The sequence below is a fragment of the Sphingobacterium sp. JUb56 genome (genome assembly GCF_014191365.1).
GTDB classification, from domain to species: domain Bacteria; phylum Bacteroidota; class Bacteroidia; order Sphingobacteriales; family Sphingobacteriaceae; genus Sphingobacterium; species Sphingobacterium anhuiense.
The window spans coordinates 4,124,240-4,148,104 of sequence record NZ_JACHWL010000001.1; the positions used below are offsets into that span (position 1 = coordinate 4,124,240).

At 37.3% G+C, this 23,865-nt stretch carries 21 protein-coding genes; 3 read left to right on the top strand and 18 right to left on the bottom strand.

The features are described 5' to 3' along the window. Positions 1-27 precede the first annotated feature (27 nt). Positions 28-1,206, top strand: a complete 1,179-nt coding sequence (locus FHR29_RS17545) for a hypothetical protein (protein WP_183916028.1) — start codon at positions 28-30, stop codon at positions 1,204-1,206. On the opposite strand, the gene mutS is transcribed toward FHR29_RS17545, so the two are convergent. After that, a complete protein-coding gene (mutS, locus tag FHR29_RS17550) occupies positions 1,203-3,812 on the bottom strand; it encodes a DNA mismatch repair protein MutS (RefSeq protein ID WP_221197864.1) in 2,610 nt (869 codons plus the stop codon). The two genes, FHR29_RS17545 and mutS, sit on opposite strands and share 4 nt — an antisense overlap. Positions 3,813-4,070: 258 nt before the next feature. On the opposite strand from mutS, the gene mtgA reads away from it, so the two are divergent. Next, positions 4,071-4,799: a monofunctional biosynthetic peptidoglycan transglycosylase gene (mtgA, locus tag FHR29_RS17555; protein ID WP_132772407.1), complete on the top strand. Its 729-nt coding sequence runs from the start codon at positions 4,071-4,073 to the stop codon at positions 4,797-4,799. Positions 4,800-4,864: 65 nt separating this feature from the next. Here the strand turns inward: mtgA and FHR29_RS17560 are convergent, their stop codons facing one another. From FHR29_RS17560 to FHR29_RS17635, 16 genes are all read right to left on the bottom strand, one after another. Beyond that, the gene (locus FHR29_RS17560; protein ID WP_183916030.1) at positions 4,865-5,320 is read right to left on the bottom strand and encodes an ABC transporter ATPase; all 456 of its coding nucleotides are present in this window, start codon (positions 5,318-5,320) and stop codon (positions 4,865-4,867) included. 14 nt (positions 5,321-5,334) lie between these two features. Then, positions 5,335-5,877: a DUF420 domain-containing protein gene (locus FHR29_RS17565; RefSeq protein ID WP_183916032.1), complete on the bottom strand. Its 543-nt coding sequence runs from the start codon at positions 5,875-5,877 to the stop codon at positions 5,335-5,337. Between the two features lies 1 nt (position 5,878). Next, positions 5,879-6,607, bottom strand: coding sequence for an SCO family protein (locus FHR29_RS17570; protein ID WP_183916034.1), 729 nt, complete (start codon positions 6,605-6,607; stop codon positions 5,879-5,881). 5 nt (positions 6,608-6,612) lie between these two features. Beyond that, positions 6,613-6,990, bottom strand: coding sequence for a cytochrome C oxidase subunit IV family protein (locus FHR29_RS17575; protein WP_183916036.1), 378 nt, complete (start codon positions 6,988-6,990; stop codon positions 6,613-6,615). Between the two features lie 27 nt (positions 6,991-7,017). Beyond that, on the bottom strand, positions 7,018-7,752 hold the full coding sequence (locus tag FHR29_RS17580) for a cytochrome c oxidase subunit 3 (RefSeq protein WP_021189363.1): 735 nt from the start codon (positions 7,750-7,752) through the stop codon (positions 7,018-7,020). Positions 7,753-7,761: 9 nt separating this feature from the next. Further along, a complete protein-coding gene (locus FHR29_RS17585) occupies positions 7,762-8,349 on the bottom strand; it encodes a cytochrome c oxidase subunit 3 (protein WP_021189362.1) in 588 nt (195 codons plus the stop codon). Beyond that, complete coding sequence (gene cyoE / locus FHR29_RS17590; RefSeq protein WP_021189361.1) at positions 8,349-9,257, bottom strand: heme o synthase; 909 nt, start codon at positions 9,255-9,257, stop codon at positions 8,349-8,351. Before cyoE ends, FHR29_RS17585 begins: the two co-directional genes overlap by 1 nt. A 78-nt stretch (positions 9,258-9,335) precedes the next feature. Next, positions 9,336-10,379, bottom strand: coding sequence for a heme A synthase (locus FHR29_RS17595; RefSeq protein ID WP_132843797.1), 1,044 nt, complete (start codon positions 10,377-10,379; stop codon positions 9,336-9,338). A 76-nt stretch (positions 10,380-10,455) separates the two neighbouring features. Next, positions 10,456-12,318, bottom strand: coding sequence for a cbb3-type cytochrome c oxidase subunit I (locus FHR29_RS17600; protein WP_183916038.1), 1,863 nt, complete (start codon positions 12,316-12,318; stop codon positions 10,456-10,458). Between the two features lie 28 nt (positions 12,319-12,346). Further along, the gene (locus FHR29_RS17605) at positions 12,347-13,684 is read right to left on the bottom strand and encodes a cytochrome c oxidase subunit II (RefSeq protein WP_183916040.1); all 1,338 of its coding nucleotides are present in this window, start codon (positions 13,682-13,684) and stop codon (positions 12,347-12,349) included. 42 nt (positions 13,685-13,726) lie between these two features. Continuing rightward, on the bottom strand, positions 13,727-14,962 hold the full coding sequence (locus FHR29_RS17610; RefSeq protein ID WP_021189358.1) for a hypothetical protein: 1,236 nt from the start codon (positions 14,960-14,962) through the stop codon (positions 13,727-13,729). Positions 14,963-14,981: 19 nt separating this feature from the next. Then, entirely contained in the window at positions 14,982-15,620 is a 639-nt protein-coding gene (locus FHR29_RS17615; RefSeq protein ID WP_380918722.1) for a c-type cytochrome, read from the bottom strand. Beyond that, positions 15,604-16,140, bottom strand: a complete 537-nt coding sequence (locus FHR29_RS17620) for a DUF3341 domain-containing protein (RefSeq protein WP_021189356.1) — start codon at positions 16,138-16,140, stop codon at positions 15,604-15,606. The genes FHR29_RS17615 and FHR29_RS17620 overlap by 17 nt, the downstream gene beginning before the upstream one ends. A gap of 5 nt (positions 16,141-16,145) precedes the next feature. Beyond that, the gene (gene nrfD / locus FHR29_RS17625; RefSeq protein ID WP_021189355.1) at positions 16,146-17,621 is read right to left on the bottom strand and encodes an NrfD/PsrC family molybdoenzyme membrane anchor subunit; all 1,476 of its coding nucleotides are present in this window, start codon (positions 17,619-17,621) and stop codon (positions 16,146-16,148) included. Positions 17,622-17,650: 29 nt separating this feature from the next. After that, the gene (locus tag FHR29_RS17630) at positions 17,651-20,656 is read right to left on the bottom strand and encodes a TAT-variant-translocated molybdopterin oxidoreductase (protein WP_168128268.1); all 3,006 of its coding nucleotides are present in this window, start codon (positions 20,654-20,656) and stop codon (positions 17,651-17,653) included. A gap of 38 nt (positions 20,657-20,694) precedes the next feature. Then, positions 20,695-21,957, bottom strand: coding sequence for a c-type cytochrome (locus FHR29_RS17635; RefSeq protein WP_132843801.1), 1,263 nt, complete (start codon positions 21,955-21,957; stop codon positions 20,695-20,697). 345 nt (positions 21,958-22,302) lie between these two features. On the opposite strand from FHR29_RS17635, the gene FHR29_RS17640 reads away from it, so the two are divergent. After that, complete coding sequence (locus FHR29_RS17640; protein ID WP_132772423.1) at positions 22,303-22,788, top strand: methionine-R-sulfoxide reductase; 486 nt, start codon at positions 22,303-22,305, stop codon at positions 22,786-22,788. Here FHR29_RS17640 and FHR29_RS17645 read toward each other — a convergent pair. Continuing rightward, positions 22,772-23,776, bottom strand: a complete 1,005-nt coding sequence (locus FHR29_RS17645) for a LacI family DNA-binding transcriptional regulator (RefSeq protein ID WP_132843804.1) — start codon at positions 23,774-23,776, stop codon at positions 22,772-22,774. The two genes, FHR29_RS17640 and FHR29_RS17645, sit on opposite strands and share 17 nt — an antisense overlap. Positions 23,777-23,865 lie beyond the last annotated feature (89 nt).

A 23,865-nucleotide genomic window follows, 5' to 3' on the forward strand; every position in this document is an offset into this window, starting at 1 on the left:
ACTTTAGGTCAATAAAAACAAATACATATGAATCGATATATTTCTGTTATTCTCTTCAGTATTATCACCCTATTCACGATCATTCCTTCATCCTTTGCACAAGATAAATGCGAACTAACGATCAACAGCTCGCTTGACCCCTTGACTAAGATATTAAATGCAAACCAGTACGATAAATTAGCACCGATCTTGGCTCAGATAGAACAAAGCTGTGGGACTATAGAACTTGTTCAGCGAATCAAAATAGTACATTTGATCATCGCTAAACAAAGTAGTGGCAATGCCATCGAGCGTTATTTAGACAATGGTTTTGATGAACAATTATTGAACCGCTTTGCTGATGCTTCAAGAGAGGATTTTGCCTATCAGTATGAATCTAATAAACTGCAATATAATTATGTTCCACTGAGACATCCGATCGACCAGCTCATTAAAACACGTGCAAAAGCTTTATTGCAGTCTCAATCCTATACGCTTTCCGATGCAGAAATTGACATCTTAAATCTTTTTTCGAACGAAGAGTTATTGCGTAACCAGGCATCATCTGTAAAACAAACGGTACCTGAAAAACAAGAGCATGCAGTAAAAGAGGAACAGGAGGAGACATTAGCTTTAGCAGATTATTACAATAAGTCTAAGATAGGTTTTCTTCCGTATATAGGTGTATATGGTCCTTTAGGTGGAAAAAACACCACATTTGGACCTAATCTTTCTCTTGGTTTTACTATTATGAGCTCGCTCCAAAAGTCATTTATATTTGAAGGGGGATTTAAGGTCCGTATCAATAGCAACGATAAAAATTTTGACTACAATTATTACGATCAGAGCGAATCTGTGAATTCCAATTTCGGTTTATTTTTTGGCGGAGCTGTCGGTTACAAAATCTATGATAACACCAAGTATATTGTCATTCCTAAACTTAATATCGGAATAGATATGGTCGACACAGGAATATCTGAAGACATCTATACAGATGGTTATTACGATGGCTATGGCGATTATATATCCGGCGGAAATTCCACAAAATTACATACTGTGAATACCATGCACTTGGGACTTAGTATGGCAGGAATGCGTCAGATTAAAGGAAAAAATTATATAGGAATAGAAGCTGGATATCATTATACCCCATACCAGTGGGATCATAATCTTCTCAGCAATATCTACAACCACTACGGAAGTATCGAATTATTTTTCAGATTCTAATTTTTCAATAACCGCTGGATCTCATCCAATTTCATAAGCGCTTCCACAGGGGTCAGCGTATTCACATCCAAATTATTCAGCATATCACGGATTTTCTCAAGGACGGGATCATCAATCGAAAACATCTGTAATTGATAGGCTTGCTTTTGGATTTTGCGCATACTATCTTTAATCTGTTCGCCCCCAGTCCGCTCCTGCTCTAATCTTTTTAAGATTTCATTTGCACGGGATAGTAATTTTGGTGGCATACCTGCTAATTTAGCTACGTGGATACCAAAGCTATGTTCTGAGCCTCCTGGAACTAACTTACGTAAGAATATAACCTTATTGTTCATCTCCTTAACCGTCACATTATAATTCTTAATGCGGGGCATGGAATTGGTTAATTCATTCAATTCATGATAATGAGTAGCAAACAATGTTTTGGCCTTAGCTGCAGGATGGTTGTGAAGAAATTCAGCGATAGCCCAAGCGATAGAGATACCATCATAAGTGCTTGTTCCTCGACCAATTTCATCCAATAAAATTAAACTCCGGTCAGAGAGGTTATTCATGATACTGGCCGTTTCATTCATTTCAACCATAAATGTTGATTCACCGGACGATAAATTATCAGATGCTCCTACCCGGGTAAAGATTTTATCCACAAGACCTATCTTTGCTTCCTTTACAGGAACAAAAGAACCGATCTGAGCCATGAGTACGATTAATGCCGTTTGGCGCAAGAGCGCCGACTTACCGGCCATGTTGGGACCAGTGATGATGATAATCTGCTGCGTGGTATTATCCAAGTAAACATCATTCGTGATATAATCTTCACCAATGGCCATTTTCTTTTCGATAACGGGGTGACGACCACCTTTAATATCTAATACTTTACTTTCTGATATCTCGGGCTGAACATAATAATTCTTTTCTGCGATAACAGCAAAGTTCAAAAGCACATCTAATTTCGCCAGTAACTGGGCATTCAATTGAATCGGTTTAATGAAAGCCGCAATAGCAATTAACAATTCGGCATAAAGACGATTCTCAATGACCTGAATTTTTTCCTCAGCACCTAAAATCTGATCTTCATATTCTTTTAGCTCCTCGGTGATGTAGCGTTCGGCATTCACCAAAGTCTGCTTTCTAATCCATTCTGTAGGTACCTTATCACGGTGTGTATTGGTAACTTCTAAGTAATAGCCAAAAACATTATTAAAAGCAATCTTAAGGGAAGGGATACCAGTTGCCTCTGCTTCTCTCTTTTGGATTTCGATTAAATAATCTTTTCCTCCGAAAGCGATCTTACGTAAACGGTCCAATTCATCGTCCACACTATCAGCAATTACATTTCCTTTATTCAAGGCAACAGGAGGTTCAGCAAAAACTTCTTTTTCAATCTTATCACGGATGATACGACAGACATCCAGCTGATCAGCAATGGCTCGAAGGGCTTCAGAATTTTCTTGATTTGTTAGCTCCTTTAATTTTTCAACAGCATATAAGGCACGTTTCAACTGTACAATTTCGCGGGGTGAAGCTTTCTGAAGACCAATTTTAGAAATAAGCCGCTCAAGATCGCCTACATACTTAATCTCTTGAATCAAGGCATCCCGTAAATCTTTATGCTCAGAAAAGTAAGCAACCACATCAAGGCGTTCTTGAATTGATTTACGATCTTTCAATGGCATTACAATCCAACGTTTTAATAAACGCGCCCCCATGGGAGAAGCAGTTTGGTCCAAAACATCCGATAAAGTCGTCGCATTTTCATTTGCAGATCCGATCAGTTCGAGATTACGAACTGTAAAACGATCTAACCACATGTAACGATCTTCTTCAATACGCGAAATATTAGAAATATGCTGCAGATTGCGGTGTTCTGTTTCATTCAGATAATGTAAGGCAACACCGGCAGCAACCATCCCAATAGGCATCCGGTCGATACCAAAACCCTTCATTGAATTAACTTCAAAATGTTTCAATAAGTGCTCTGTTGCGTAATCTCCAGTATAAGGCCATTCGTCTAGCGTATAGGTATAATACTGACTCCCGAATAGCTCCAAAAATTCTTTGGATTGCTTACGCGACATGATGACTTCAGTTGGTTTAAATCCCTGCAAAAGTTTGTCAATATAAGACTGCGTACCTTGTGCGACTAAAAACTCACCAGTAGAAATATCTAAGAAAGAAATTCCGATCTGCGTTTTCTCAATATAAATTGAGGCTAAATAATTATTGGACTTCTGTTGGACAATATTATCATTATAAGAAACGCCAGGAGTCACCAATTCTGTTACTCCACGTTTAACGATGGTTTTGGTTTGCTTAGGATCTTCCAATTGGTCACAGATAGCTACACGCTGACCTGCACGGACAAGTTTTGGCAAATAAGTCTCCAGAGAATGATGCGGAAAACCTGCTAGAGCAGTTTCCGATTCGGTTCCATTTCCTCTCTTAGTTTGTACGATCCCTAAAATACTGGCGGCCTTAATGGCATCTTCACCAAATGTTTCATAAAAATCACCTACACGGAACAACAATAATGCACCTGGATATTTCACCTTGATCGCATTGTACTGCTGCATTAATGGAGTTACCTTTTTTTCTGCCTTTGCCAATTGGATTTCGTTTATTGATAATAAGCCGTAAAAATAACATAATCTACCTGATTAGACAAACGATCTCGTAGAATATGAAAAACTTAATTCTCTTTTCGCCTTAAATCATTTTTCAATATACATACATACCGAAGAATATCCATTACCTCGATCTCAGGCTTGTAAAAAAGAACATCTAAAAAAAAGCATATCATAAACAATACTGAACATAACAATTGGGCAAAATATTTCGTTCCTTTGCATTGTTTTTCAAAAGATATGGCAATTAAAAGAACGAATCAAGTAAAGAAAAAAAAGGTTCAAACAGGTTGGCAAAAAAAAGTTAAAACTTGGTCAATACGTATTGTTGGAGGTTTCTTTGCAATAACTCTATTTTGGGTACTCGCACTTAAACTCATCAATCCACCTATTACCTGGCTCATGATCCAACGTGGGTTTGAGTTACAGGCAGCTGATAAAGGATTTAAACTGGAAAAAGATTGGTTAAATTACGATGAGCTCTCGGACAACCTAAAACGTGCTGCGATAGCAGGTGAAGATGCTCATTTCATGACCCACTGGGGTTTTGACACTGATGCTATTCAAAAAGCTATAGAGAAAAATAAAGATGGAAAAAAATTACGTGGGGGAAGTACAATCAGTCAGCAGGTAGCAAAAAATGTATTCCTGTGGCCAAAGCGTTCTTGGCTTAGAAAAGGTTTAGAAACTTACTTTACTGTTTTAATCGAAACATTCTGGAGTAAAAGAAGAATTCTGGAAGTCTATCTCAATGTTATTGAAATGGGGCAAGGTGTTTATGGAGCAGAAGCTGCATCCCAGTATTACTTTAAAAAATCAGGATCTACCTTATCAAAGAAACAAGCCGCACTGATCATTGCAATCCTGCCCAATCCAAGACAGTGGGATGCCCGAAATCCATCAGCTTATGTGAATCGTAGAGCAAATAGTATTGTTCGTTACATGGATCATTACCAAATACCAGAATAGCAAAAATATGATGAGGTTTATAATAAAAGAAGCGATGATTGATCAATCATCGCTTCTTTTATTATCTAGCCAAACACCCGTTTATGCCAACTTTCTCCAAAAGGAATCTGCCATTTATCAGTTAAAGACGCTAAAGAGGTGATCGTATTATCAAAGACAACAGTTGTGTCGTCAATCTGACCATCTTTTACTAAATTTTCAAATTCAGATCTGGATGCAGCATTCAACTGACCTTCCTTTTTAAAAGCAACGTTCATACGATCAAAAAGCTGAATATCAAAATCTGCTTCTAGTGTCTTCAAAAAGCGGACGGAACTGTCAATTGAACAACCAGATGCTGCAGCAATCTGCTCATCCACGGATAGCACAATAAACAAGTTATACCTAACCTCCGCCTGAGCAGATAAAGGTTCTCCATGCACTTTCCAGCCTGCGGCAAAATCTGCCAACCTGTTTTGAATCAATAACGCTTCATCATCAGTAAAGAAACGATTTGATTGATATACCCACGCACTTGTCATAACTTTTGAATTAATTAGTGAACATAATATGGTGAAATCATCAAATATACAATAACACCCGTTACCGCTACATATAACCACATCGGGTACGTAATACGTGCTATTTTTTTATGTCTTTCATACGACCCTGCAATACCTCTTACATAAGTAATTAGTACAAAAGGAATAATAATAACAGACAATACTATATGTGTTATTAATATAAAATAGTATATCGGACGTAATATGCCCTCTCCACCGTATGGTGTAGAGTTAGCAGTCATATGATAAGCAACATACATCCCTAGGAACGCAACAGAACAACATACACAAAGTTTAATTAATCTTTCATGTAATTTACGATTACCTTTTTTTATCGCTAAGACTGCCCAGAACAATAATATCGCAGTGATACCATTGATCGCTGCATATATAGGGGGCAAAAATCCCAAAGGTTCTACATCAAACCCTAATTTGCGTAAATTAACGCCAAACAAAGCCGCCACTACAAGTGGAATAACAACCGATAAAACGATGATCCACTTGTTATATTTCTTCTCTTCTGCTGTTTGTCCCATTTTATTTAGTTTCAATCTTTGGAGGATGATTTCTTATTTCCTCCACAACCAATAATTTAACCTCATCACTTAAGCGTTCCGCTTCTTTTTTCATCGTGATATCATAAAATCCTCTGATTCTACGTTTTGTATCTATCAAAACATAAGATGACCCCACAACAAAAGGATTATTTTTATCTGCTGTAGCTAAAGCATCTTGCAGTAAACCATCTTTTGCAAATTTAAAGATATCCGAACTCGGCTTACTTACAAAGTACCATCTTTTATCTGAGGGATCGATATTCTTAATGTAATTTTTTAATACATCGGGTGTATCATAAGTCGTGTCGACAGAAACAGAATAGAACTTAACCATCTTATTATGTCTAAACTCTCCAGATATCTTATTCAGGCTATTAATCATTGTTGTCGAAAACGACTTATCTCTCGAATAAAAAAGATGTACAACAGTAATAGCGCTATCCTTGCCAAACAGATCAACGGGTTTGCCATCGTAGTTGATAAAAGACATATTTGGAACCTCATGATAGATTGTATCCATGATATCTCGTCCCCATTTACGATGAGTAGTACCTGGAACTTCTTTTTGACCGAATATTGGCAAAGTAGAATACGAATTCGCCATTCCAGTTCTATTCAGCACTACATACAAAAATCCTGGCAATAATAATATTATTGCCAGGATCATGATAGTTTGAATACCTTTATTTTTACCAGTATTTTTACCCATTTATATTATTTATTTTCCCACAATTGGTGAGGTTGTAATTCATGCAATAAGAAGTTACCTTCAGTTAGCATTAAAATGATAAAATAAATAATGAAGATAAATACGATACTTACAGTAACGATGAAACTAGATTTCTCAAATTTCAAGTGCATAAAGTAAGCGACAATATAGTAAGCTTTTACTAATGTTAATACAATATAGATGGTATTAACTAAAGCACCTTTTGCTAAGATTTGCCAATGATGAACAAATCCCAATGCGATTAAGAATTCGACAGCAGTTAATGCTAAAAGGACGAAGAAAATTCTCCAAATGCCTTTTTTATCCATTCCTTCTCCGTGTCCGTGCTCCTCATGAGCAATATTATCGTGATGTTGTGACATAGCTTTTCTAAAATTAAAAACTTATAATTATACTAAATAGAAGAATGTAAATACAAACACCCAAACTAAATCCACAAAGTGCCAGTATAAACCTACTTTTTCAATCATTAAATACGAACCGCGATTCTCGAATGTGTTATTCAAAGTCATGCACAGGACGATAATATTTAAGATAATACCTACAGTAACGTGAAAACCGTGAAAACCTGTGATCGTAAAGAACAGATTGGCAAACTGCAACGCTGAAGTATAGGAGATATCATGTGTAAAATACGGTTGCAAAGCATCTTTAATAGCATCACCCTCTAAACCTGTTGCCGGGTTTTGACCAAACCAGAAACCAGCATGGTGTAAGTGAGTCCACTCGATCGCTTGACAGCCTACGAAAGCAATACCACCAAGTATTGTCCATAACATCCATTTTACTACTTCATTTTTTGAGTTACGATGCCCTGCTTCTACAGCTAATACCATAGTCACAGAAGACATAATCAAAATAAAAGTCATAATACCAACGAACACTAAAGGTTGTCCGTGTTCTGCAATACCTGGTATAGATTGGAAAATCTTATCCGCATCTGGCCATGTACTATGTGCAAATCGTTGCGTTCCGTAATAAACCAAAAACGCAGAAAATGTAAAGGCATCCCCAACTAAGAAAAACCACATCATGATTTTTCCGTATTCCAAATTCCAAGGTGATTTTCCACCATTCCATGGACCGGTTTTTACCTTATCCAATTGTGATACAGTTGTACTCATTGTTTACTATTATTGATTCAAAAGTAAGAAAACATATATATAAATCCACAAAAGATCGAGAAAATGCCAAAAAATAGTGGCTAGATTCATGCGGAATTGATTGCCGTCTGGAGGAAGTGGTTTAAATACTCCCACTAAAGCGGTAATCAACACGATCACTCCCGCAATAATATGTGCTAAGTGCATTCCTGTAAAAACATAAACAAAAGACTGTGACGCATTGTTATTCACAAAATAAACGCCTCTTTCTGTTAATATTTCCCACGAATAAACCTGTAGCGCAAAAAATATAATTCCCAAAATTAAGGTAGCAAAAAGCAACGCTTTCTGTCTAGCCAAATTACCTACCTGCGCTGCCTTATAAGCAAAATGCATGGTAACACTACTTAAAACAATTGCCATCGTACTATAGATAAAAGTATCTGGTAATAATGTTTTAAGTCCTTTATCGACACCACTTGCCGTATAGACAATAAAACCGCTGGACAATGCTGCGAACATCATAAACATACCCAGCATCCCCAACCATAGGGTAAATTTTTGAGCCTTACGCGATACTAACTTCTCGTCAGTTTGTTGTACTCCTTGATTTAACATTATTTCAAAGGTATAAAGTCAAATAATAACACTAATTGCGTAATAGGCAGATAAAAAAATGAGGTAAACATCACTTTTCTCGCCGAAGCAATATCCTGATTCTTAAAAAGCTGAAAGCCATAATAAGCAAAGAACACACCCCCTATCGCAGAAACAGCTGTAAAGATCCAGCCTCCGAAACCATAATACATGGGAAGAAATGCTGCTGGTATCATGATCAATGCCGAAAGAAAGACCATAAAAGCAGAAATCTTATCACGCTTGGTCGTTGGCAATAACCTAAAACCCGCCTGTTTATAATCATCATCAATCACCCATGCTAGAGACCAGAAATGTGGGAATTGCCACAAAAACTGAATTCCAAACAAAATAAATGGAATCATAATGATTGCACTTTCATTTGTTTGACTGTAGATTGCTAAATCATCTTGACTAAAGGCAGCAAAATAACCAATCAATGGTGGCAATGCACCAGGAAAGGCCCCTACAAATACAGCAATCGGTGATTTCCTTTTTAATGGCGTATACACAAATGCATATAACAATATGGAAAATACCGATAGTAATCCCGCAACAAAATTCAAACGTACCAAAACCAAAGTTCCCAAGATTCCCATAAACAAACTTAGAATCAAGGCCTGACCAGTTGTCATTCTTCCAGAAGGAAGGGGACGGTCAGCAGTACGGGTCATTAACTTGTCTAGATCTTTTTCGATAATCTCATTGAAACCATTCGCTGCACCTGTCACTAGGAAACCTCCTAATGTCAATAGCAACCAATTGATCCACAAAATATCCCCTCCAAGTTGCTTTGCTCCGATCAAAAAAGAGATGGATGCCGAAAAAACAACCGTTAATGTCAGTCTTAACTTAACTAATTTCTTGAAATCAGAAATAAATTCTTTCATAGCGACAAATGTCCTCTTTTTAATTGTTTGTACAAAGTAAAAACTAAATTACCTTATACATCCATTTCATTCATTCAATTAACGTTGCGATTTTCCTAACAACAACATCAAATAATATTGACATCCAAATAAAAGACTGCCAATGACCAAATGAGTTGTCTGTGCGAATGCAGGAACAGCAAATCTTGCCAGGATAATACCCGATAACATCTGAATACCTACTAAAATAAAGAGTAGCGTACCAAACCTTGCTTGAACTGTACTGCTACTAAATTTTGTACGCACTAAAAAGAACAATACAATTACTAAAATCAAAGAACTATATGCTAGCCAACGATGTATTTCAAAATGTTGGCCAATATTTTGTATAAAATCTTCCCTAGGCATACCGGAAGCTGTCAACATATCAACAATTTCCCGTACTTCTGTTCCGAAGACAACCTGCACTAGCATCAACACTAAAGAGATGATGGCAAGCATTTTTAATCCACTGGAATCTCGGTTAATCAGGATTGACTTATCCCGTAATGTTGTTGCTTTAAAGTAGGTATAGATGGAGATTGCTACAATAACCAATGCAAGAAGCATATGTACTGTAATCACCCAAGGAGTTAAATTAGTTGAAACAACTATCGAACCCAACCAAGCTTGAACGACAACAACAAAAACATTAACCACCGACCAAATAAAAATTGATCGTTTCGATTTAATATAGGTAAAAGAATAGATGGCTGTAAACAATAAACAAAAGCCAGCAACAACACCAACTAAACGATTGGCATATTCTGTCCATGTTTTTGCTACATTAAACTCCTCATGTTCAAGAATACTTTTGTCATGACGAATTTTAGTTGCCAAATCACGATAGCCAAAGAATTCAATCATCTTGGCAAATCGCTCATTTTTCTTAGCTCTACCTGTTATATAATGTTCTTCATAACCAACCGGCAACTGTGATACATCCGTAGGAGGAATAATCCGATTAAAGCATTTAGGCCAATCGGGACATCCCATTCCGGACCCCGTACTACGTACAACACCTCCAGCTACAATCACTAAAAACAAAACAACTATTGTAATGAAATTGGATCGAATAAAACGCTTTTCAGCAGCTGGAAACATATCTTTTACCTTTTTGGTTATTAATAATATTTAGAGTAAGTCATTTCGCACAACTTACTCTAAATATCGTTCTTAATTATTTTTTATTTTGAGCATCCCATTCTGTCTGGATACGCTCAGCCTCTTCATTACCTTCGAAATCATGAAGGAAATTAGAGCTCATTGTTTCTGAGAAAGGTACAGTCTGAGGAATAAAATCTTCATCATGTCCTGGCTTACTGTAATCATACGGCCAACGGTGTACTGTTGGGATCTCTCCTGGCCAGTTACCATGGATATGTTCTACTGGAGTAGTCCACTCTAATGTATTGGACTTCCAAGGATTCTGAGGAGCTCTTTCTCCAAAGAAAATGGAGTAGAAGAAATTGAACAAGAAAGCTACTTGACCTAAACCTGCAACGATAGCAGCCCAAGTAATTAACATATTAACAGAAACCCATTTCTCCATGAAGGCAAACTCTGTAAATGCATAATAACGACGTGGAACCCCATCTATACCCATAAAGTGCATCGGGAAGAATACCAAGTAAGCACCGATAAATGTCATCCAGAAGTGTAAGTAACCCAATTTAGTGTTCATCATACGACCAAACATTTTAGGGAACCAGTGGTAAACACCACATAGCATACCGAAGATCGAAGCAGATCCCATTACCAAGTGGAAGTGGGCTACAACGAAGTAAGTATCGTGTAAGTTGATATCTAATGCTGCATTACCTAAGAATAATCCTGTAAGACCACCTGAGATGAAGAAAGATACTAAACCAATAGCAAACATCATCGCTGGAGTGAAACGGATGTTACCTCTCCATAATGTCGCCATGTAGTTAAATGCTTTTACCGCAGAAGGAACTGCAATGATTAATGTTGTGATCATAAATACACCTCCTAAGAAAGGATTCATACCTGTCACAAACATATGGTGACCCCAAACGATAAATGATAAAACTGTAATACCAATTAACGAGTAAACCATGGCATGGTAACCAAAGATCGGTTTACGAGAGTTTGTTGAGATAACCTCCGAAGTAAGACCCAATGCAGGCATTACAACGATATAAACTTCCGGGTGACCTAAGAACCAGAATAAGTGTTGGAACAAAATTGGAGATCCACCTTCATTAGGTAAAATCTGACCTTGAACAACTAAATCTGATAAGTAGAAAGAAGTACCGAATGAACGGTCAAAAATCAATAAAACAACTGCTGATACTAATACCGGGAAAGATAACATACCTACGATGGCAGTTAAGAAGAAAGCCCAGATTGTTAAAGGCATTTTCCAAAGATCCATACCTTTAGTACGCATATTCAAAATTGTACTTACGTAGTTAATACCACCGATCAACTGTGAAGCTACGAAAAGTACCATACTTACTAACCATAAAGTCATACCTGTAGCAGAACCTGCAATTGCTGTAGGTACTGCAGATAGCGGTGGGTAAATTGTCCAACCAGCTGATGCAGGTCCACTTTCAACAAAGAAAGAAGCAATCATGATAACTGAAGCTACGAAGAACATCCAGTAGGACAACATATTCATCAAAGGAGACGCCATATCGCGTGCACCAATTTGATAAGGGATCAGTAAATTACTAAAAGTACCCGATAGACCCGCTGTTAAAACGAAGAATACCATAATGGTACCGTGTATGGTTACCAAAGAAAGGAAAAATTCGGGTGCAATACGACCACCTGCAGCCCATTTACCTAAGAATACTTCCAAAATTGGAAATTCTTTATCCGGCCACGCAAGTTGGATACGGAATAAGATGGATATGATCATAGCAAATACCGCCATGAAAATACCCGTGATCAAAAATTGCTTAGCAATCATCTTGTGGTCACCACTGAAGATATACTTCGAGATGAATGACTCTTGATGATGTCCGTGCGAATCGTGATGCTCAGCGCTATGCGAAATAACTGTACTTGACATATTCGTTTTTAAAATTCAATTATTCTAATTAATTTAATGAAGCAGTAACGTTTACGCTATCTTTTAACTGTGGAGCTTTTGCATCCTTAGCGGCAAACTCTTTCTGTAAATCCTCAGTAAAATATTTATTTTGCGTCGCTAACCATGCTTTATATTCCGCTTCCGTAACAACTACAACTTTTTTCTGCATATTATAGTGTCCAGAACCACAGATTTTGTTACATAACATAACGTAATCATATTTGTAGTCATTCATACGCTCACGCATTTCTTCTGTAGTCACCGTAGGTGTAAACTGGAAGTAATTCGTCATACCCGGTACAGCATTGATCTGAACACGGAAATCAGGAATGTAGAATGAGTGAATAATATCTTTTGAAATGATGTGGAAACGTACTGACTTATTAACCGGAATTACAATATCAGATCCTTGGATATCATCCCATGAATTTTTGTCATTGAAATCGATACCGTAAGGATTCGTCGGAGTTGTCATTTTATAATTACGTTTCCCAATCACACCATCTGATCCAGAATAACGAACACTCCAAGCAAATTGCTCACCTAACACTTCAATCTGAAGAGCAGATTTTTGTAAATCTTCTGGCACATTTGTAATTGATCTCCATGTAAAGAAACCGAACAATACCAATACTGTTAAAACAACAGCTGGAACGATTGTCCAGATTTTTTCAATCGTATTGTTATGTGGTAAATAGTAAGCTTTACCATTTTTCTTCATTCTATAAACGAACGTAAACGTCAGTAATAAAATGTGTGTAATAACCAATACAAATGTTGTAATAACTGTCGTAATGATAAACATCGTATCAATCTTCGCACCATGCTCTGTTACAGCATCTCTCCATGCCATACCGCCATGGTGAGAGAATGAATAATAAACACCCCCTAAGAAAACAAATAAGAAGATGAATAATAACCATGCCTGGAAACTATTTGATGCTAAAGGATTATGTTTTTTATTCATCTTATTTGTTAACTCATAGATTGAGATAACTTTACCGATAACTGCAACAACTGTACAGATAACTAAGAATAATAAAACATAATAAATGAAGTTTTTATAGACTTGAGGGTCTATCTTCTTCTCTACCTCTGCAGCTTTGGCGTCAACTTTTGTTGTAGACGTACCTGCTGACGCAGCAACTTCTGCTTTTGCAGTTGTAGCCGAATCGACAACATTTGCTCCAGCAGCTGTTGCATTAGTTGCAACAGCTTCCGTAGCTTTAGTCGTATCTACCACTACAGAATCTTGGCTTGCAAAAGATGGGACTGTGAATAACAACCCGATTGCAAGGACCAAACCTGAGATGGATTTGAATCTATTATTTAATTTAAAGCTCATTTCTTTATAACGATTTTACGTAATATCCCTTTAAAAGCGAAACTATATTTGGTGATGTAAACTCTCATCCAAGAAAGGATGATTTTTAGCGACTAAGCTTTGTTTACTCAATTTACTCATTACTAAGAATGTAAATAAACCTACAAATCCAAGTGCTGTACCAATTTCTACAATACCAAATCCACGGTGAGATTCAACTGTACCAGGCATAATCATGATATAGTAATCTAACCAGTGACCTGCAAGTAATAAAATCGCAACGAATAACATGGCATTTTTCTTACGTTTTGCATCACGATCAACTAAAAGCAATAAAGGAGCTAAAAAGTTAATAACAATGTTTAACCAGAACCATGGTTTATATTCTGGCTCCCAACGTTTGTAAAAATATACAGTTTCCTCAGGCATGTTAGCATACCAGATTAAGATAAACTGTGCAAACCAAACGTAAGTCCAGAAGATAGAAAAACCAAAGATCAATTTACCTAGATCATGCAAATGATTTTCATTTACCCAGTTCATGTAACCTGCTTTTTGTAATACAATTAGAATAATTGTAATCACACAAAGACCACTAACCCACATTGCTGCAAAGTTATACCAGCCAAACATCGTAGAAAACCAATGTGCTTCTAATGACATGATGGTATCAAATGACCAAATTGGAGTTGTAAAACCAAAAATAACTAAAAATATAGCTGATAATTTAAAGCTCTTTTTATAAGAATTTAAACCACCTTCTAAATCTTCTTTATAAGACAATTTCGCTAAGATAATGGCAAAAATACTATAAAGTCCCATAAAAATTACCTGGCGACTTAAAAAACCTGAAAAATTCAAATACCATGACTTTCCAGCGATGATACTATCATAAGCAGGGCTATTCGGATCTGTAAGACCTTCTGCATACCAGTGATGGTATAGATTGTGAGTGCTTAATCCCAATGCAACAATCACTAATAAAATGATTGACGCAATAGGCAAAATACCTGCCATAGCCTGAGGTATACGGATGATACCAGCTGACCAAGCAGATTGTGTTACATATTGTAATGCCAGGAAAAAAGCTCCAGCAGCACATACACATGTAAAATAATAACCCATCAATAATAAGTTAGCATAAGTACGCTCTACTAGAATATGATCGCCCATAAGCATTCCGTAGGCTACTGCAGCTATACCAACAACGATTGCGATGATACTGAATGTTTTTGCTTTACCAGCAAACTCGAATCGCTCGTTGAAATTATAATCGTGATGATGATTGTGAGTTCCCATTTATTTATCTGATGTTAGATTATTTCTTTTGTAATTCATGAACGTACATAACAACTTCCCAACGTTCTTCAGGAGACAACTGCGATGCATGCGATCCCATTGAGTTGTGACCGTAATAAATCGTATGGTAAATCTTACCATCTGTCAAATCAGCCATCATACCGCCACGAGAAGAATTTGCAGCATCCGTTTTATGATAAGACGGTGGATTAGGGAAATTCTCAAGCTTACGTGTGCCTCTAGAATCTGTAATTTCACGGTCTTTTGTAATAGAACCATCACCTTTACCTTCTGGTCCATGACAAACAGCACAGTAAGTAGTAAACAAAGCCTGGCCTTTTTCAAGTCTTGCTTGTGTTAACTCAAAAGGGTTAGTAACTTCACGTCCTGCGCGTTCGTAATCTTCCAAAGTGTTAGCATATTCAAATCTGGTAAAACCGATTGGATCTGTACCTTTTGGAGGTGTTTGTGCAGTTTGCTTGTTTTTAAAATTCTCGTTTGGTTGATCAGGATTGAAAGCAATCGGATCGTACATGTTGCGAGAAAACTCCCAACCTGTACTACGAGTAGTCTTGTCACCACAAGAAGAAACGACTGCTGTCAATGACAGAGCTGCACATACTGTAACTAGTAAATTCTTCTTATTCATAACTAACATATTTTCTATCATTGTACTTAACTTCTACAGCACCGGCTTCTTTCAATAAAGAATCGATCAAAGCATGGTCTGTGTTCTCACGAGCATCTATAGCGATAACGAAACGATCATCTGTAGCTCTTAAATCCATTACGCGAGGTGTACGTCCCGGGAATAAATGATTGCGATAAAAGAAAGTTGCAACCATACCCAAGGCACAGATTAAAATAGTCACCTCAAATGTTACTGGAACAAAGTTCGGGATAGCGAATGATGGTTTACCGCCGATATTCATTGGCCAGTCGTGTACCATTGTATAGTACAACAAACTGAATCCTAATGTTGTTCCTAATGCTCCAAAGCAAAATGCTGCAATAGGCAAACGCGAAGGTTTAACGCCCAATTTATCTTCAATACCGTGAATTGGCATTGGAGTAAAGCAATCATAGATGCTTACATTATTTTTCTGCAATTTGTCGATCCCATGCATCATTTCATCTGGATCAGCAAAACTACCTAATATATATTTTGTATTGCCCATTGCTATTATTTTAACTCTTTAATTTCTTGTTCTGTTACCGAATCATATTTACCTAAAGAATCTCTAAAGTATTCCACTTGTTCAGCTGGGAATGCGCCTTCTTTAACCAATTTCGTTTTTTGTTGTAAACTAGAGCTTTTCAGCAATAATTTAACCTCTGCAATCGCGATACCTGGTAAGAAACGTAAGAACAATAAGAACAATGTAAAGAATAAGCCGATCGATCCAACGAAAATACCAACATCTGTCCAAGTTGGGTAAAACATAGCCCAAGATGAAGGTAAATAATCACGGTGTAATGAAGTCACGATAATTACGAAACGTTCAAACCACATACCGATGTTTACCACGATTGATAAGATCCATGAAATAGGAATACTTGTACGGATTTTCTTAAACCAGAATAATTGTGGAGAAATTACGTTACAAGTCATCATTGACCAGTAAGCCCAAGCATAAGGACCAAACATACGGTTTTGGAAAGCGTACATTTCATACTCCGATTGTGAATACATCGCGATGAATAACTCTGTTAAATATGCAATACCAACGATAGAACCTGTCGTCATGATAATTTTATTCATGGCTTCAATGTGGAACATCGTGATATAATTCTCAAAATTCATTACTTTACGTAAGATCAACAATAAAGTCTGCACCATTGCAAAACCTGAGAAGATCGCACCAGCAACGAAGTATGGAGGGAAAATTGTTGTATGCCATCCTGGGATAACAGAAGTTGCAAAGTCAAAAGATACAATCGTGTGTACCGAAAGTACCAATGGAGTTGAGATACCTGCCAAGATAATTGACACAATCTCAAAACGTTGCCAAGTTTTTACTGATCCGTTCCAACCGAAAGACAATACAGAATAAATCTTTTGTCTTAAACCAGTAGCACGGTCACGAATAGTCGCGATATCCGGTAATAAACCACAGTACCAGAATACTAAGGATACCGTGAAGTATGTAGAGATCGCAAATGCATCCCATACTAATGGTGAGTTAAAGTTAACCCATAAAGATCCGAACTGGTTTGGCAAAGGGAAAATCCAGTATGCTAACCAAGGACGCCCCATGTGAGCTACAACATAAGTTGCGGCACAGATAACGGCGAAGATCGTCATCGCCTCTGCCGAACGGTTGATGGAGTTACGCCAGTTCTGGCGGAAAATTAATAATACGGCCGAAATTAACGTACCTGCGTGACCGATACCTACCCACCACACAAAGTCGGTGATATCCCAAGCCCAGCCTACAGTTTTGTTCAGACCCCAAGCGCCGATACCTGTCCAAAAGGTATAACTAACGCTGACTACCCATAATAAAGCACCTAATACGGCTACAGTGAATCCGATCCACCATGCTTTATTCGGTTTATTTTCAACCGGTAGTAAGATATCATCCGTAATTTTAGCATACGTAATGTCCTTACCGGTCATTAATGGTTCTCTTAATATTGATTCGTTATGCGATGACATAGTATTTTTATTTCAAATAATGAACAAGATTACGCCTCAAAAGTGTTTCTAACTTTTGTCATATAACCGATACCCGGCTGTACATTGATTTCCTCAAGTACGTAATAAACACGCTCATTGCGTAATGCTTTAGACACTTCTGATTCTGGATCATTAGCATCACCAAAGATAATCGCATTTGCAGAACATGCTTGTTGACACGCCATTTGGATATCGCCGTCTTTTACTTTACGGTTCTCCATTTTCGCATGTAATTTACCCGCTTGGATACGTTGGATACACATCGAACATTTCTCCATAACCCCACGTGAACGTGTCGTTACATCTGGATTTAATACCAATTGTGTAAACTCATTATTCAAGTAGTTGTCAAAACGTGAATCATTCCAGTAGTTAAACCAGTTAAAACGACGTACTTTATATGGACAGTTATTCGCACAGTAACGTGTTCCGAAACATCTGTTGTAAGCCATATGGTTCAAACCTTCTGATGAGTGAACAGTAGCTAATACTGGACATACTGTCTCACATGGTGCATGTGCACAATGTTGACATAACATCGGTTGGTGAACAACGGTTACATTTTCGAAACTATTCAGTTTTTCAATATCCGCTTCTTTTGTATATTCTTTACCATCCTCTTCGATAGTGTAGTAACGGTCAATACGTAACCAGTGCATCTCACGACGACGGCGAACCTCATCACGACCTACAACAGGAATATTGTTTTCTACGTTACAAGCAACGATACAAGAACCACAACCTGTACATGCATTTAAATCGATTGCCATCACCCATTTGTGACCTGGTTGCTCATACTTGTTCCACAAATCATACGTTTTGTGTTTATCTGTAAAGCGGCCTGACTCTGAGTTAGGATCTTTTAAATATTTAGCGAAAGTAGTTTCACGAATGATGTTACGACCTTCGATTGTGTGGTGTGTTTGTGTTTGCGCTAATTGATAGATCGTATTCGCTTTAGCGATAGTTGCTTTAGCTACAAACTGAATTGTACCATTAACTAAGCTTGCAAAAGGGTAAGCATTTTTACCTACATTATTACCAGCCTTACCAACTTTAGTACGTCCGTAACCGATGGCTACTGAAACAGTACCCAAAGCTTGTCCCGGTTGTTGAACAACTGGTAACTCAACTTTGTAACCGTTAGCTTCAACAGTAACTGTTGCATCTTCACCCAATCCTAATTTCTCAGCATCTTTAGGGTTAATAGCAGCATAGTTGTCCCAAGTTACTTTTGAAACCGGATCAGGAACTTCTTGTAAGTAGGCATTATTTGCATATCTACCGTCACGTAAAGCACTTGATTCATACAATTTCAATTCGAACTCACCAACTACTGTTTTAGCAGCTGCGATAGCAGCACTAGCAGCAGCCTCTACATTACCAGCGAATGAATAAGAAGCTGCAGTTTTTGCACCTTTATATTCAAATCCAGTTTGCAAAACGCTATTCCAGTTCTTTGTACTTCCAGCTAAAATAGTTGAAGTCCAAAGGTTTTTAACGAATGAATAGATATCTGTTGTATCACCCGCCCAAACCAATAAAGATTGATCCGCTTGACGTGTGTTAAATACAGGATTAATTGTCGGTTGAACGATTGAGAATAAACCTTCTTTTGGAGAAGCATCACCCCAAGACTCCAAGAATGTATTTGTTGGAGCAATAGCAGTCAATTCTGAAGCTGTTTCATCAGCACGTTGAGAGAAAGATAATGTAAAATCAACTTTCTTCAATGCCGCTTTCACGTCTTCAGCTTTGAAATAATCATAAACAGGGTTACTGTTTAAGAATAAAGCAACACCTACCTGACCTGCATTTGCGTTTGTCAAGAATTGTGAAAATGCAACGTCTGAACCTTGATGTTGTTTAGAGAAATTATCTAAATCAATTGTCGATCCGTATGAAGCTAATGCACTGTTGATCGCATTTGCTAATGTTTGAATGTTAATATCATTCGAACCAGCAACCACAACAGCAGCACCTTTGTTCGCTAACAATTCTTTTGCCGCTAAAGTAACCGCAGTTTGTGCTCTTTTTGCAGCAATACCACCTGCTAAAGAAGAACCTGTAATTGCATTATACAATGAAATTAAAACAGCTGCTTCTTCCGAAGGTTTAATTGCGATACGCACATCGGCATTTGAACCGGTCATACTTAGACCCGACTCAAACTGAATGTGACGTGACATCTTACCATTTTTCAATGATTTGTAATCACGGTTTTTAATATATTGCTGTGTATGCTCCTCGCCAGCTAACCAAGTTCCTAAGAAATCAGCTGCTACTGAAACAACAACATTTGCTTTTTCAAAATTGTATGAAGGAACAACTGCTTTACCAAAGGAGTTTTTATTCGCTTCAATAATAGCGCTATAAGAAACAGCGTCTACTTGAACCAAATTAGTCGTTGGGTACTTCGCCGTTAATTTAGCGATTGCAGCCAATGTAGTAGGACTATTTACTGTGCTTGCAACAATAGTAATTTGTTTTCCAGCAGTAGCTGCTGCATTTAACGCAGCGATAACAGTACTATCTAATTTAGACCATTCAACATCCTGCCCTTTTATTTGGGCTGTTTTTAATTTAGACTCATCATATAAGTCTAAAACTGATGCTGCAGTTCCCGAATCTGTACCTTGATTTAAACCAATTGCGTTCGGGTTTGCCTCTACGTTAATAGGACGACCTTCACGCGTTCTTACTAAGATACTCTGACCGTTAAAAGTCGAAGTATAAAAGTTAGGAATACCTGGAGTAATTTCCTCTGGTTTAATTAAATAAGGAACTGCTTTATGCACAGGAGTGCTGTTACAAGCTGCTAAAGTAACAGCCCCAACACCAAAACCTAATGCTTTTAAGAAGTCACGGCGAGGAGTTTTTGTACTCAACCCTGCTTCATTTAAGACATCTTCTACAGGAATAGATTCGGCAAACTCACCCTTGCTTTTTTCTACAAAAGCAGGTGTTTGTTTCAATTCTTCCAAACCTTTCCAATATTTTTTATTGCTATCCATTTAAGCTGTATATAAGATTGCGTATTTCTGAATAATTATTAATAGTGACATTTACCACACTCAAGACCACCGATCATCGCCGCTGTCATTTTTTCACCTTTTTTGATGCTTTCATGCGCTTTGATTAAGTCTTCGTAGTATTTGTTATCTGATTTCACATCTGTTGCCTTATGACAATCCACACACCATTTCATTGTTAATGGCGAGTATTGATACACTTCTTCCATTGTTTCAATAGGTCCGTGACAAGTCTGACACTCTACTCCTGCTACTGTAACGTGTTGTGAGTGGTTAAAATAAGCAAAATCTGGCAAGTTGTGAATACGAACCCACTGAATCGGCTTAGGATTGTTTCCGTAAGTACGAGTCTCTGGATTAAAGTCCAATGCGCGGTAGATTTTTGCAATCTCAGGTGAAATTTCACCATCATAATGCTCCGAACCAGTAATCGTATTGTGACAGTTCATACAAACATTTGCAGAAGGAATAGATGCATTTTTAGATTTAAAAGCACCACCGTGACAATATTGACACTCAATTTTATTTACACCCGCGTGTAATTGGTGCGAGAATTTAATCGGTTGAACCGGCTGATAACCTGTGTGAACACCTACGTTCCACATGGTTTTCCAACCACCAACAGCCAATAAAGCAACAAGCATTAATACAGCAAATCCGACTAATTTCTTGTTCTTAACAAAAGCTTTAGCAAAAGCAAGGAATTTAGAACTCGTTTGAGGCTCCTCTTCTGCTTCAACAGCAGCTTGATTTGTTGCGATAACCTTCTCTAAAGTACGGATGACACGGTTTAAAACAACAATAACAACAATTGCCAAAACAACTACACCTATTAATCCGAAGATCATAAACAAGTTAGCATTGTCATCTTTCGCAGTTTCACCCGGAGGCAATTCACCTTTAGGTTTTTCAACAGACTCAGCTTTAATATAAGCCAATACTGACTTAATATTATCATCTGATAAATCTGTAAAAGAAGTCATCACAGATTTATTGTACTCCTCAAAAATTGCAATTGCATCGGCATCACCGGAAGCAATTAAAGCTTGAGAGTTTTTAATCCATTTAATCAACCACTCTTCAGACTTAGTTTCGGTAATACCTTTTAAGGCAGGACCAACAACTTTTCTATCAACTTTGTGACAGCTCGTACACTTTGCTTTGAAGATTTTTTCACCTTCCTTGACATCTTGCGCATGCAGCGTCGTAACGGCAAATAACAGCACCAAACTCATTGACGCTATCCTCGCAAGTTTTCCCAAAACGGATGAGATATTTCTCATATTTAACACTTTATACTATTTATTTGTGAATATAAAAATTTAAACACCATTCTAAACAGAGCACACTCTGCCTAGTAATGCCACAAAAGTATAACTTATTAATAAATCCCTGACAATTTTGTGACGTTATTTATCAATTTATAATCGTTCTAAATTATTTTAAAATGACTATTTAATGCAGATTTAAACCACCTCTTGTACTTCAAGGCGGAAATTGATAAGCCTCAAATTTAAGACATCAATAGGACATAAAAAAATTCAAAACTGCCCGAAAGTGATTCTTGATAACAGTATGCTGACAAAGAATTGATTAGAGAATTGTAACTTTACGGATATGCAGTTATAATGAAAAAATTAGTATTTTTATATGGCTTGATTTTTTTAATAACCTCCTGTAATGCACAGACGCATCAAGCTTCAAAACAAACATCAATCTTTAAGACAATGGAAGATTCAACAAAATATAACAAATTAACGCCAGAAGAGGAACATGTTATTGTTCACAAAGGAACGGAGCGTCCCTACACGGGCACCCTACTGGATAATAAAACAAAAGGAACTTACGTTTGCAAAAGATGCAATGCTGCACTTTATCGTTCGGAAGATAAATTTGATTCGCATTGTGGCTGGCCTAGTTTTGATGATGAAATCAAAGGGGCCATACGAAAAGAAACAGATGCAGATGGAAGAAGAACAGAAATTCTGTGTAACGCATGCGGAGCACACCTCGGGCATGTTTTCATCGGCGAAAGATTGACCGATAAAAACACACGTCATTGTGTCAACTCCATTTCTATGGTATTTGTAGCAGATACTATTGCTTCAAAATAGAAGATTCACGTATTTTCAATTCGCAGGGTAGTGTCAGATGTTTAATTGATTTGGCTTTACCCTGCAATTTTAACAATAAAATATTGATAATGTGATCCGCAATTTCTTCAATAGGTTGCGAAACAACAGTGATGGCAGGTTCGTGCAATTTAAATACCGTATGATCATCAAATGCAATTAGTGCCGGTAATTTATAATTATGTTTCTTCCCAGACTTAAGTCCTGTAATTGCCAAATAATTAGTTGCAAATAAAACAGCATCTAGGCGATTATCTACAACAAACTCATGTAAGTCATCAATTGCCTCTGCTTCTGATGCGTCCAGTTGTATTTTTTTGATGTATACCTGCTTCTTAAATTGATCCATACCTTTCATGTAGCCATCTAGGCGATCCCGCATTTGGGTCTGATCAGAGTATAACGACACTAGACCGATTCGTTTATAGCCCTGCTCATTAAAATGAACGGTGGCATCAAAGGCGCCTTGAAAATTATCTGCAATAACATAATCTGTTTCCACATCCGGCAAATAGCGGTCAAATAAAACAACAGGCACATTTGATTGAATCAAATTAGAAATTGTCTCCTCAATTCCTTCGGAAGGTGTAATGATAAAACCATCAACCTGTCGATCATTAAACATACCGATCAGCTCTTTGGTCTTCTCGCTATCATTATTGGTACTACAATAGATAATCCGGTATCCTTGCTCATAAACTTTAGTTTCAATCAAACGCGCGATATTACCAAAGAATGGATTTGAAATATCTTCAATGATGAGACCGATAATTTTCGTTTTACCTGTACGTAAACTTTTAGCAAGCTCATTAGGTTTATAGCCGACTTTTTTAACATAATCAAGAACTCGCTTTGTCAATGACTCACTTATACGCTTCTCCTTGGCTTTGTCATTCAATATAAAAGATACCGTAGTAACCGAAACCCCTAAAGCCTTTGCTATATCACTGATCAAAATTCTCTTCTTCATTAAGTATAGTGTGTTTATAATATGAGTTACTAATCTAAAAAAAAATAAAGTAATAACGCCATATATTGTAAAAATATTTAAGCTAAAAG

What these genes read in the sequence shown, in the direction of transcription:
- FHR29_RS17545 (WP_183916028.1), top strand. Translation starts at nt 28, where the DNA reads ATGAATCGATATATTTCTGTTATTCTCTTCAGTATTATCACCCTATTC.
- mtgA (WP_132772407.1), top strand. Translation starts at nt 4,071, where the DNA reads ATGGCAATTAAAAGAACGAATCAAGTAAAGAAAAAAAAGGTTCAAACA.
- FHR29_RS17560 (WP_183916030.1), bottom strand. Translation starts at nt 5,320, where the DNA reads ATGACAAGTGCGTGGGTATATCAATCAAATCGTTTCTTTACTGATGAT.
- FHR29_RS17565 (WP_183916032.1), bottom strand. Translation starts at nt 5,877, where the DNA reads ATGGGACAAACAGCAGAAGAGAAGAAATATAACAAGTGGATCATCGTT.
- FHR29_RS17570 (WP_183916034.1), bottom strand. Translation starts at nt 6,607, where the DNA reads ATGGGTAAAAATACTGGTAAAAATAAAGGTATTCAAACTATCATGATC.
- FHR29_RS17575 (WP_183916036.1), bottom strand. Translation starts at nt 6,990, where the DNA reads ATGTCACAACATCACGATAATATTGCTCATGAGGAGCACGGACACGGA.
- FHR29_RS17580 (WP_021189363.1), bottom strand. Translation starts at nt 7,752, where the DNA reads ATGAGTACAACTGTATCACAATTGGATAAGGTAAAAACCGGTCCATGG.
- FHR29_RS17585 (WP_021189362.1), bottom strand. Translation starts at nt 8,349, where the DNA reads ATGTTAAATCAAGGAGTACAACAAACTGACGAGAAGTTAGTATCGCGT.
- cyoE (WP_021189361.1), bottom strand. Translation starts at nt 9,257, where the DNA reads ATGAAAGAATTTATTTCTGATTTCAAGAAATTAGTTAAGTTAAGACTG.
- FHR29_RS17595 (WP_132843797.1), bottom strand. Translation starts at nt 10,379, where the DNA reads ATGTTTCCAGCTGCTGAAAAGCGTTTTATTCGATCCAATTTCATTACA.
- FHR29_RS17600 (WP_183916038.1), bottom strand. Translation starts at nt 12,318, where the DNA reads ATGTCAAGTACAGTTATTTCGCATAGCGCTGAGCATCACGATTCGCAC.
- FHR29_RS17605 (WP_183916040.1), bottom strand. Translation starts at nt 13,684, where the DNA reads ATGAGCTTTAAATTAAATAATAGATTCAAATCCATCTCAGGTTTGGTC.
- FHR29_RS17610 (WP_021189358.1), bottom strand. Translation starts at nt 14,962, where the DNA reads ATGGGAACTCACAATCATCATCACGATTATAATTTCAACGAGCGATTC.
- FHR29_RS17615 (WP_380918722.1), bottom strand. Translation starts at nt 15,620, where the DNA reads ATGTTAGTTATGAATAAGAAGAATTTACTAGTTACAGTATGTGCAGCT.
- FHR29_RS17620 (WP_021189356.1), bottom strand. Translation starts at nt 16,140, where the DNA reads ATGGGCAATACAAAATATATATTAGGTAGTTTTGCTGATCCAGATGAA.
- nrfD (WP_021189355.1), bottom strand. Translation starts at nt 17,621, where the DNA reads ATGTCATCGCATAACGAATCAATATTAAGAGAACCATTAATGACCGGT.
- FHR29_RS17630 (WP_168128268.1), bottom strand. Translation starts at nt 20,656, where the DNA reads ATGGATAGCAATAAAAAATATTGGAAAGGTTTGGAAGAATTGAAACAA.
- FHR29_RS17635 (WP_132843801.1), bottom strand. Translation starts at nt 21,957, where the DNA reads ATGAGAAATATCTCATCCGTTTTGGGAAAACTTGCGAGGATAGCGTCA.
- FHR29_RS17640 (WP_132772423.1), top strand. Translation starts at nt 22,303, where the DNA reads ATGAAAAAATTAGTATTTTTATATGGCTTGATTTTTTTAATAACCTCC.
- FHR29_RS17645 (WP_132843804.1), bottom strand. Translation starts at nt 23,776, where the DNA reads ATGAAGAAGAGAATTTTGATCAGTGATATAGCAAAGGCTTTAGGGGTT.